This window comes from Streptomyces sp. NPDC058000, assembly GCF_042886435.1.
GTDB lineage: Bacteria > Actinomycetota > Actinomycetes > Streptomycetales > Streptomycetaceae > Streptomyces.
This window is the reverse complement of sequence record NZ_JBHVQS010000016.1, coordinates 22,849-33,231: the sequence shown is the minus strand read 5'-3', so window position 1 is coordinate 33,231 and position 10,383 is coordinate 22,849. Positions and strand designations below refer to the sequence as shown.

Genomic DNA, 10,383 nt, shown 5'->3' with positions numbered 1-10,383 from the left:
TCGGTCCTCCTGCCCCCCCGCCTCGCGCAGGTCCACCCCCGGGGGGGGGGCGCCGGCCGCGACCGCGGCGCACCCACTTACCCGCCCGGCCCCCCCCCGCGATACCCACTTTTTTGTGCGTACTTGGCAGCCCATCCCGGTCGGGAGAGGCTGTTCACAGGCGGTCAGCAGGCCGCCCGGAACGGGCAGAGCGGAGGTGAAGTGACGTTGCGTCAGGAGGCGTTCTGGGCCTCGGCGAGCCTCGCCAGACGGCGGTGGCCCCAGTCGTCGAGGGGCGCCAGCGCCTCGGCCAGTTCGCGACCGAACGGGGTCAGCGCATACTCGGTCTTGAGGGGTAGCACATCGTGCACCTCCCGGTGCACCAGTCCGTCGTCGGTCATCTCGCGGAGTGCCTGAGTCAGCACCTTCTCGCTCAGCCCCGGCAGGAGCCGGCGCAACTCGCTGGGCCGGCGTGGACCGGACTCCAACAACCACAGCAGTGGCGTCTTCCACTTGCCGTCGATCACGGCGATCGCCGCGGTCGTGGCACAGACATTCAGATCCCGGGCCCGGCTGCGCGTCATCGTCGCCCCGTTCCTTCCGCTCGTCACTTCGTACGCCTTCTTCTCTCCCTTCTACGAATCGCTTTCACCGGTCCGGTATTTCCGGATCCCCCAAGGAGTCGAACAGCATCATGTCCCTTTCTACGCCCACCGCCTCCGCCGGAGCCGCCGCCGAACCCGTCGCGCAGCGGTCCGTCACCGTGCTCGGTCTGGGACCGATGGGCCGGGCCCTGGCCGACGCGTTCCTGAGCGCGGGGGTGCGGACCACGGTCTGGAACCGCACACCGGGCCGCGACCGGTCCCTGAAGGAACGGGGCGCGGTCGGCGCCCGGACCGCGGAGGAGGCGGTTGCCGCGAGCGACCTGACCGTGGTCTGCGTGGTCAACTACGAAGCGGCGACGGCCATTCTGAGCCGGCCCGCGGTCGCCGACGCCCTGACGGGCCGCACCGTGGTCAACCTGACCGCCGGCACCCCGGACGAAGCCCGGGCCACGGCCGTCTGGGCGGCCGACCACGGCGTCAGCTACCTCGACGGCGCGATCATGACCCCGACCACCACCATCGGCACCCCGGACGGCGTCTTCCTCCACAGCGGCCCCGCGGACCTGTACCACGCGCACCGGCCGGTGCTCGACGCGCTCGGCGGCACCCACACCCACCTCGGCCCGGACATCGGCCGGGCCGCGGGCCACGACGTGGCGCTGCTCGACATCTTCTGGACCGCGATGACGGGATACGCACACGCCCTGGCGGTGGCCCGGGCCGAGGGCATCACCGCCCGCGAGCTGGCACCGTTCGCCAAGGGCATCGGCGCGATCCTCCCGCCGCTCTTCGACCGGATCGCGGCGGACGTGGACGACGGCACCTACTCCGGAGAGAGCAGCACGCTCACCTCGGCCGCCTCGTCCATGGCCCACATCGCCCACGCATCCGAGGCGCACGGCATCGACTCGGGCGTGATCCGGGCCGCGGAGGGACTGGCCCGCCGCGCCGTCGAACGGGGCCACGGCGCGGACGGGTTCAGCCGCGTCGCCGAACTCCTCGGGCGCCGCTGACACCGGGCGGGCCGGCACCCCGCCGGCCCGCCCGTCCGGCGGCGCTCAGCCCACCTGGTAGTCGAAGGCGTAAGGGAAGGACGGCTCGCCGGCCCGACAGGTGTAGCTGCCCGACCCGGTCAGCCCGACCAGGTCACCGGTGGCCGATCCGGGCACGACCGCGAAGGTGCAGCGCACCGTGCCGTCGGCGTCGAACGTGCCGCGCTCCTCGACGACGAAGGTGCCGGCCCGCCCGTCCAGGCGGCCGGTCAGCAGCTCCATGCCGGTGAACGTCCCGGTCTTGTCCGAGGTGTAGACGATGCTGTACTCGCAGATCGTGTGGGCGGCCTCGATACCGCCGGAGAAGGAGTTGGTGACCGAGGCGTGGGCGAGCCGCGGGCTCGTGTCCTCCGAACCGACCGGGCGCTCCTCCCAGTTGGCGTAGCTGATGCGTCCGGTGGTCTGCGCGGGCATGGCTGTCCTTTCGTTCTGCCGCACGGCTGGTACGTGTGCGGTGTGCGACCAGCCTGACCGCCGTACCTGACACCTTCTGTCAGGTACGCGCGACAATCGGACCATGCGCGCCGACCGGCTCCTCGCCCTGCTCCTGCTGCTCCAGAACCGCGGACGGATGACCGCCACCGCACTCGCCGCGGAACTGGAGGTGTCGGTCCGCACGGTCTACCGGGACATCGAGGCGCTCGGTGCGTCCGGTGTCCCGGTCCGCACCGACCGCGGGCCCGACGGCGGTTACCGCCTGATGGACGGTTACCGGACCCGACTGACCGGGCTCACCGACGCCGAGGCCGGTGCGCTCTTCCTCGCCGGAGCCCCCGGCCCGGCCCGCGACCTGGGACTGGGCGCGGTGCTGGCGACCGCTCAGCTGAAGGTCCAGGCGGCACTCCCGGCCGAACTCGCCGAGCGCACCCGACGGATCCAGGACCGCTTCCACCTGGACGCCCCGGCGTGGTTCCGGGACGCCGACCCGGTCGCCCATCTTGCGCCGATCGCGCGGGCGGTGTGGGAACAGCGGGTGCTGCGCACCCACTACCGGCGCTGGCGCGGCGAGGTCCACCGGGAGCTGCGCCCGCTGGGCATCGTCCTCAAGGGCGGCATCTGGTACCTGGTGGCGCTCGTCGACGAGGCGGTGCGGACGTACCGGATCGCCCGGTTCCTGGCCGTGGACCTCACGGGCGAGGCGTTCGTGCGACCGGCCGGTTTCGATCTGGCCGCCTACTGGGCGGAGTCGTCCCGCCGCTTGGAGGCGGCGCTGCACCAGGACACGGCGCGCCTGCGGATCTCCCCACAGGCGCGCCGGCTGCTGCCGATGCTCTACGGCGCGGTGGGCCGGCGGGCCCTGGAGGACGCCGGAGAGCCGGAAGCGGACGGTTGGACGGTGGTGGAGATGCCGGTCGAGGGGCCGGCCGTGGCCGTCGGTGACCTGCTCAGACTGGGTGCGGAGGCGGAGGTCCTCGGGCCGCCCGCACTGCGCCGGGCGGTCGCCGACGCGGTGGCTGTCCTGGCCGGCCGGTACGGGGCGGCGGCCGGCCCGCGGGAGTGACCTGTTCGGTACACCGTGGGTGTTCAGGTCCCCCGTTCCGTAAAATCTTCGATGCTTCAGAACAACCATCAACACTGCGGTTCTATACGGCATTTGGCATGTATATCCGCTATATCGGGATCAATCGCCCGCTGCGTGGGGTGCTTTTCGCCACCCCGCACCGCGAACGCTCGTGAAACCCGGGGTGGTCGTTCTTTGTCGTGATACGGGTCACTTGACGCCACCGGGGCCCCGGCATTCACTTCTGCGGCGGTCGAAGACCCATTCGACGGCCTGCCACTGGGGAACAGACCCTTCCCCGCTATGGAGGTACGGATGAAGTTCGTTCGTCTCGTGAAGCGGATGCGCAGCGACAAGAGCCTCAAGGCGTATGCGTGGTACGGCTGGATCTGATCGGCCCACGCCCGTAGAGGACGGTGGTGGGCCGGGCGTGACGGCCCGCCACTGGCCCGCGTTCCCGGAGGTTCTCGATGCCCCAGCGACCGACCGTCAGCCGCGGCGGCCGGCGGGTGCGCTTCGCGCCCAGGATCGACGCGCTGCTCAGCCGCCACACCGGCCAGGACCTGTTCCGGCTGGAGCCCACCACGATCGGCGTCGCGGGCGCCGACCTGATGGATGCCCTGCTCCGCAGCCGGCCGGCCAACGCCGAGGAGCGCCCGACCTTCAAACCCGTCCTCGGCCGGCACGTCGACCGGGCCGACGCCGCCGCCTACATGCAGGCCGTGGCGGCGGACGTCCGGAAGGCGCTCCAGCGCCCCTTGGAGACACCGGTCGACCTGACCGGCCCGTGGCCGCAGGTGCCGCACGCCTACCTCCGGGACCTCGTCTTCGGACGGGAACTCCGGCGCTTCCGGATCCTGGTCGACCGCAGACTGGAACTCACCCCGAAACTGACCTGGTCCGCCGTCACCTCGGGCGCCGCCCTCCTGCGCCGCCCCGACCGCGTCGAACCCCTCTCGAAACTCGCCACCCTCGTCCTCGACTCCACCGGCTTTCCGGACCGCCGATACGCGATGTACCTCTACCGGCGGGTGGCGGCACCCATCTGCTTCACCGTGGCCGCACTCGTCACCAACGCGGTCTGGTTGGGCGCACCGTTCGACGACACCGTCCCGAACCGGCACCTCCTCGCCGAGGCGCTCCGACTGCTGCCACCGTCCTGGAACATCCTCCGGGCGGCCTCACCCGAATTCACCGCGGTGGACGCCCGGATCGGCCCGGCCGACGACGTCCTGCTGCTGCCCCTCCTGAGCCACCGCGACCCCGCGCTGTGGGAGGACCCCGACGTCTTCCGCCCCGAGCGGTGGGAGGGCCTGGACCCGGACGATCACCCCGGGTACCTGCCGTTCGGCCACGCCAACGAGCGCTGCTGGGGCCGTCACATGGTGCTGCCGCTCGCCGAGCGCCTCCTCGATCTGGTGCGCCGGGACGGCCTCACGGTGCGCCCCGCCCAGACCGTCGGCCGGGTCGAACTCGACGGCCTGATGGAAGTCGCGGAGGTGCGGGTGACGCGGGGGTGACGCGCGACTGAGGCCCGCGGGGTGCGTGCACCACCTTCCGACCGGATCTTTGGCCCCGGGCGGCGGTGCGAGGTAGACGGCGGTCGCGCCGGTCAGCGCCGGAACCCGTCCTCCATCTGGTGGCACGCGACGCTGCGGGACAGCCTGGCGCAGTGCACCGACGCCGGACACGCCGACTTCGTCGCCCACGCCCTGCTGGCCGCCGTCCGCGCCGACCTCATCGCCCACCTGGTCACCGTCGAGCACCTCTCGGTCGACGAGATCCGGACCCGGCTCGCCGCCTACGTCCACTCCGTACTGCCGGACCACGCGGGCACCTGACCCGCACCGGGCCGAGCCGTACCCGCTGCCGTTGCGCAGGCCCCGCCGGCCCGGCGGCGTGGCGCGTCCGCACCGGCTTCCGGAGCCGATGGGATGTCCGGGGAGGCAGTGCGGCAACGAGGCGAGAGGCGGTGGCGGCAGCATGAACGCCCCGGAGACACCCCCGGCGACGCCCTCGGAGGAACGCCGCGGGCGGGCCTGTCTGGTCACCGGCGCCACCGGGTACATCGGTGGCCGGCTGGTGCCCGAACTCCTGGCCGCCGGGCACACCGTCCGCTGCCTGGCACGCTCGCCGGAGAGGCTGCGCGACCATCCCTGGGCGGGTGACGTCGAGGTGGTGCGCGGCGACGTCACCGACGCCGCCTCGGTGGGCGCGGCGCTGCACGGGATCGACGTCGCCTACTACCTGGTGCACGCCCTGGGCACCGGCAAGGACTTCGAGGAGACCGACCGCCGGGCCGCCCGGATCTTCGGCGAACAGGCCCGCGCCGCAGGCGTCCGGCGCATCGTCTACCTCGGCGGGCTCACCCCCGCGGACGTCCCCGAGGACGAGCTGTCCCCCCACCTGAGATCGCGCGCCGAGGTGGGCCGGGTACTGCTGGCCTCGGGCGTGCCGACCGCGGTGCTGCGCGCCGCCGTCATCATCGGCTCCGGGTCGGCCTCCTTCGAGATGCTGCGCTACCTCACCGAACGGCTCCCGGTCATGATCACACCGAGCTGGGTCCGCACCCGGACCCAGCCGATCGCCGTCCGCGACGTGCTGCGGACCCTCGTCGGCTGCGCCCGGCTGCCGGCGGACGTCAACCGCACCTTCGACATCGGCGGCCCCGACGTCCTCACCTACCGCGCGATGATGCGCCGCTACGCGAAGATCGCCGGACTGCCGCGCCGGCTCGTCCTGCCCGTACCGGTGCTCACCCCGGGACTCTCCAGCCACTGGGTCGGCCTGGTCACACCGGTGCCCTCGAAGATCGCGCGCCCGCTCACCGAGTCACTGCGCCACGAAGTCGTCCGCCAGGAGCACGACATCACCCGCTACGTGCCCGACCCGCCGGGCCACCCGTTCGACTTCGACACCGCGGTATCCCTGGCGCTCCAGCGCATCCGCGACGCCAAGGTCACCACCCGGTGGTCGTCCGCCTCGGTGCCCGGCGCCCCCAGCGACCCCCTGCCCACCGACCCGGACTGGGCCGGCGGCAGCCTCTACACCGACTGTCGGGAACGCGACGTGGATGCCTCGCCCGATGTGCTCTGGCGCGTCATCGAGGGTGTCGGCGGCGTGCACGGCTGGTACTCCTTCCCCCTCGCCTGGGCCGTCCGCGGCTGGCTGGACCGGTTGGTCGGCGGGGTCGGACTGCGCCGCGGCCGGCGCGACGCCAGCCGGCTCCGGGTCGGCGACTCGCTGGACTTCTGGCGGGTGGAGGAGATCGAACCGGGGCGGCTGCTGCGGCTGCGCGCCGAGATGCGGCTGCCGGGCCTGGCCTGGCTGGAGATGTCCTGCCGGGCCACGGACGGCGGACGGGCGCACTACCGGCAGCGCGCCGTGTTCCACCCACACGGACTGCTCGGCCACGCGTACTGGTGGAGCGTGTCACCGTTCCACGCGGTGGTCTTCGGCGGGATGGCGCGCAACATCGCCCGGGCAGCCGCCACGACCACGGCAACCGACCCAACACGCCACAGTGACAAGGGAGTTGCGTTGTGACCGTCGCCGTCGTCCTCTACACCTCCGACCTGCGGTTGCACGACCATCCGCCGCTGCGCGCGGCCCTCCGCTCCGCCGACGCCGTCGTTCCGCTGTTCGTCCACGACGACGCCCTCGCCGCGACCGGCTTCAGCGCCCCCAACCGCCGGGCGTTCCTCGCCGATTGCCTCACCCAACTCGATGCCGGTCTGCGCGAGCGCGGCGGCCGGCTGGTGGTCCGGGCCGGTGACACCGTCGAGCAGGTCTGCCAGGTGGCCACCGAGGCGGACGCCACCGAGGTGCACCTGGCGGCCGGGGTCAGCGGCTACGCCACCCGCCGCGAGGAACGGCTGCGCCGCGCGCTGGAGGCCGAGGGGCGCCGGCTGTGCGTGCACGACGCGGTGATCACCGCGGTCCCGCCCGGCGCGGTCGTCCCGGCGTCCTCCGACCACTTCGCGGTCTTCACCCCCTACTTCCGGCACTGGTCCCAGCAGCATCTGCGCGACCCGTTGCCCGCGCCGCGCAAGGTCCCGGTGCCCGGGCGCCTCGGCTCGGCGGACCTCCCGTCGACCAAGGACCGGTCCGGAGTATCGGAAGGACTGGCGGCGGGCGGCGAGGCGGCGGGTCGGACACGCCTGACGGCCTGGCTGCGCAGCGATGCGGCGGCCTACGCGGACCGCCACGACGACCTCGCCGGCGACGCCACCTCGCGGCTCTCCCCGCATCTGCACTTCGGCACCCTCTCACCCGTCGAGCTGGTCCACCGGGCCCGCCGGCTCGGCGGCCCCGGCGCCGATGCCTTCGTCCGCCAACTCGCCTGGCGGGACTTCCACCACCAGGTCCTCGCCGCCCGGCCCGCCGCGGCCGCCGCCGACTACCGCACTCGCCAGGACCACTGGCGCACCGAGGAATCGGCGGCGGACGAGATCGCCGCCTGGAAGGCCGGCCGCACCGGATATCCCGTGATCGACGCGGCCATGCGCCAACTGCGCCACGAGGGCTGGATGCACAACCGCGGCCGCCTGCTCACCGCCTGCTTCCTCACCAAGACGCTGTACGTGGACTGGCGGGTGGGCGCCCGGCACTTCCTGGACCTGCTGGTGGACGGCGACCTCGCCAACAACCAGCTCAACTGGCAGTGGGTGGCCGGCACCGGCACCGACACCCGCCCCAACCGCGTTCTCAACCCGGTCCTCCAGGCCAAGCGGTACGACCCCGACGGGGCCTACGTCCGCCGATGGGTGCCCGAACTCGCCGGGCTCGCCGCCCCCGCCGTCCACCAGCCGTGGCAACTGCTGGCCGACGAACGCGCCGGCTACGACTACCCCGAACCCCTGGTCCAACTCGCCGACGGACTGGCCCGGTTCAAGCGCGCCCGGGGCCGCGCCTGACGGGCCGTCGACGTCAGGACTGGCCGACCAGCCCCGTACGCAGTCGGCCGAGGATCCGGGCGAGCAGGCGGGAGACGTGCATCTGCGACACGCCGAGCTCCTCCCCGATCTCGGACTGGGTCTTCTCGTGGACGAACCGCAGGGTGAGGATCCGGCGGTCCCGCTGGTCCAGCTTCCGCACCAGGGGAGTCAGGGCGTGGAGGTCCTCGGCGAGTTGCAGCCGCGGGTCCTCGTCGCCCAGGGCGTCGGCGAGGCTGCGGGCCGACTCGTCCTCCCCCGGGTCGGTGGGCTGGTCCAACGACCCGGCGGTGTAGCCGTTGCCGGCGATCAGCCCGTCGATCACCTCGTCCTCACTGATCCCGAGGTGCTCGGCGAGTTCGGCGACGGTGGGGTCCCGGTCCAGGCGGGCGAACAGGCGCTCCTTCGCCTGGGCGAGCTCGATCCGCAGCTCCTGCAGCCGTCGCGGCACGTGGACCGCCCAGGTGGCGTCCCGGAAGAACCGCTTGATCTCGCCCATGATGTACGGCACCGCGAACGTCGTGAACTCGACCTCGCGGGAGAGCTCGAAACGGTCGATGGCCTTGATCAGCCCGATGGTGCCGACCTGGACGATGTCTTCCATCTCGCTAGGGTCGCCGCCGCGGTTGCGGAACCGGGCCGCGACGTACCTGACCAGGGAGAGGTTCATCTCGACGAGCGTGTTGCGCACGTACTGGTACGCGTGGGTGCCTTCCTCCAATTCCGCGAGCCGCTCGAAGAACGGCCGGGACAGGGCCTTGGCGCTCTTGGGCGCGACCTTGGAGGCGTCCGCGATGTACGGCAGTCCGCCGGCTCCGGAGCTCACGGTCCGGTGGTCCTGGCTCTGGCCCTGGCCGTGCCGCGTTCCCGTGTGCGTGCTGACTGCCGCCGTCATGGCTGCCCTCCCATTGGATCATGGTCCGGTAAGCGGCGTCTGCCCTTCGTTCGCGGAACGAAACACCTTCCGCTCCCTTTTTGCCACCCAAAATCCTGACGCCCCGTCAGGCGCTTGCGGCGGAGGCGATACGGAACTCCACCGGCCCCAGTCGCAGGCCCCCGAACGGCCGGGGGCTGGGGCTTCGGTGTCGGGTGCCCCCGGCGGTGGGCGCCAGGGGGTCGGCGCTGACGGTAGTGCTGACGGTGCGTCAGCTCGGGGTGCCGAGCTGTCGGTCGAGCTGCTCCAGGACGTGCGGCCAGGCGTCCCGGTGTCGGTCGCGCGCCGCCTCGTCGGCGAACCCGGCATGGGTGAGCCGCAGCCGCGCCCCGGTTCCCTCGGCGGCACATTCGACCGTGGCCACGGTCTCCGCGCCCTGGGTGCCGCCCGCGCCGGTGACCCACGTCAGCTGGACCAACCGGTCCGGATCGAGCCGCAGGAAGCGGCCGTAGTGCGGGTGGCGGACCCCCTCGTGCTCCGTCTCGAAGAAGAACGCCGTGTTCACCCGGCCCTGCATCAGCACCGACCCGGGGGCCGCGAACCAGCGGTCGAACTGCTCCGTCCAGGCGCGGTACAGCGCGGCGGGCGTCGCACTCATGAGGCGCTCGACGGAAAGCTGGTGCGGTCGGGAGGAGAGGTCGGGGAAGCGCGTTGGCTGATCATCGGTCATGGCGGAAATGTAGCGTAAAGGGATAATTGGGGTGCTTCTTCGGCGGTGTGTGGAGGCGGTGGGCTACTGCTCCCTGCTGCGCTGCTGCTTCCGGTAGAGCGCGATGGCCTGTTCCGGCGGGTAGTTGGGCAGCGTCGAGATCACTCCGGTGCCCTTGGCCACGACGAAGCTGCTGCCGCCCGGCGGCGTGGGCAGCGGCCGGCCGTTCGGATCCACCGGCTTGGCGTATGTGGCGTAGACGAGATAGCCCAGGTCGAATTCCTGCACGTGCAAGGGGGCCGGGTTCCCGTCAAAGGAAAGCGGCTGGCCGAACCTGCTCCGCACGGCCTCCAGGGCCTCCTCGGAATTGGTGGGAACGGACTGCGGGCCGGCCGGAGAGCCGTGGCCGGACGTCATGGTGATTCCTTCTCTGGGGAGGCGCGAAGAACGCCCGGAGATAGCAGGGAAGAGGTGCTTCATTACGGAGAGTTGGTGTGGCGGGAGAGGGCTCGGAGGTCGGCCACGGCCGGTTCCGGGGCGCCCTGGACATCTGAGAGCCCTCCCGAAGACGGGTGCCGCCGCCGTGGGGGGAGGTCTTTGCAACGGCTTTGTTGCAGAGTCGGCGGTGCGTCGGTTCGGGCGGCGGCTCGGGTCCTTGCCGGTGGTGTGTTCCCGCGCCCTCGGCGCGCGCCGTACTCCGCTCCCGTGCTCCCGGCCCGTGCTTCCGGC

General features: G+C 72.2%; 12 protein-coding genes. 7 read left to right on the top strand and 5 right to left on the bottom strand.

Annotation, left to right across the window (positions count from 1 at the left end; translation table 11 throughout):
* Positions 1-212: 212 nt before the first annotated feature.
* Entirely contained in the window at positions 213-563 is a 351-nt protein-coding gene (locus ACFVT2_RS18065; RefSeq protein ID WP_390018603.1) for a winged helix-turn-helix transcriptional regulator, read from the bottom strand.
* A 110-nt stretch (positions 564-673) separates the two neighbouring features.
* On the opposite strand from ACFVT2_RS18065, the gene ACFVT2_RS18060 reads away from it, so the two are divergent.
* Entirely contained in the window at positions 674-1,597 is a 924-nt protein-coding gene (locus tag ACFVT2_RS18060) for an NAD(P)-dependent oxidoreductase (RefSeq protein WP_390018601.1), read from the top strand.
* A 45-nt stretch (positions 1,598-1,642) separates the two neighbouring features.
* On the opposite strand, the gene ACFVT2_RS18055 is transcribed toward ACFVT2_RS18060, so the two are convergent.
* Positions 1,643-2,050, bottom strand: a complete 408-nt coding sequence (locus ACFVT2_RS18055; RefSeq protein ID WP_390018598.1) for a DUF3224 domain-containing protein — start codon at positions 2,048-2,050, stop codon at positions 1,643-1,645.
* 103 nt (positions 2,051-2,153) lie between these two features.
* Between ACFVT2_RS18055 and ACFVT2_RS18050 the strand changes: the two genes are divergently transcribed.
* The 6 genes from ACFVT2_RS18050 (at position 2,154) to ACFVT2_RS18025 (ending at position 8,053) form a co-directional block, all read left to right on the top strand.
* Positions 2,154-3,137, top strand: a complete 984-nt coding sequence (locus tag ACFVT2_RS18050) for a helix-turn-helix transcriptional regulator (protein ID WP_390018595.1) — start codon at positions 2,154-2,156, stop codon at positions 3,135-3,137.
* Positions 3,138-3,440: 303 nt separating this feature from the next.
* Positions 3,441-3,530: a tryptorubin family RiPP precursor gene (locus ACFVT2_RS18045; RefSeq protein WP_020930389.1), complete on the top strand. Its 90-nt coding sequence runs from the start codon at positions 3,441-3,443 to the stop codon at positions 3,528-3,530.
* 77 nt (positions 3,531-3,607) lie between these two features.
* Entirely contained in the window at positions 3,608-4,657 is a 1,050-nt protein-coding gene (locus ACFVT2_RS18040; protein ID WP_390018592.1) for a cytochrome P450, read from the top strand.
* A gap of 21 nt (positions 4,658-4,678) precedes the next feature.
* Positions 4,679-4,978, top strand: coding sequence for a hypothetical protein (locus ACFVT2_RS18035; protein WP_390018589.1), 300 nt, complete (start codon positions 4,679-4,681; stop codon positions 4,976-4,978).
* A 142-nt stretch (positions 4,979-5,120) separates the two neighbouring features.
* The gene (locus tag ACFVT2_RS18030; RefSeq protein ID WP_390018586.1) at positions 5,121-6,683 is read left to right on the top strand and encodes an SDR family oxidoreductase; all 1,563 of its coding nucleotides are present in this window, start codon (positions 5,121-5,123) and stop codon (positions 6,681-6,683) included.
* Positions 6,680-8,053: a cryptochrome/photolyase family protein gene (locus ACFVT2_RS18025; protein WP_390018584.1), complete on the top strand. Its 1,374-nt coding sequence runs from the start codon at positions 6,680-6,682 to the stop codon at positions 8,051-8,053. Before ACFVT2_RS18030 ends, ACFVT2_RS18025 begins: the two co-directional genes overlap by 4 nt.
* 13 nt (positions 8,054-8,066) lie before the next feature.
* Here the strand turns inward: ACFVT2_RS18025 and ACFVT2_RS18020 are convergent, their stop codons facing one another.
* The 3 genes from ACFVT2_RS18020 to ACFVT2_RS18010 form a co-directional block, all read right to left on the bottom strand.
* The gene (locus tag ACFVT2_RS18020) at positions 8,067-8,966 is read right to left on the bottom strand and encodes an RNA polymerase sigma factor SigF (protein ID WP_390018582.1); all 900 of its coding nucleotides are present in this window, start codon (positions 8,964-8,966) and stop codon (positions 8,067-8,069) included.
* A gap of 250 nt (positions 8,967-9,216) precedes the next feature.
* Positions 9,217-9,675 carry an SRPBCC domain-containing protein gene (locus ACFVT2_RS18015; RefSeq protein ID WP_390018579.1) on the bottom strand — a complete coding sequence of 153 codons (459 nt, stop codon included), beginning with the start codon at positions 9,673-9,675 and terminating at the stop codon, positions 9,217-9,219.
* Positions 9,676-9,738: 63 nt separating this feature from the next.
* The gene (locus ACFVT2_RS18010) at positions 9,739-10,071 is read right to left on the bottom strand and encodes a hypothetical protein (RefSeq protein WP_390018576.1); all 333 of its coding nucleotides are present in this window, start codon (positions 10,069-10,071) and stop codon (positions 9,739-9,741) included.
* Positions 10,072-10,383: the final 312 nt, after the last annotated feature.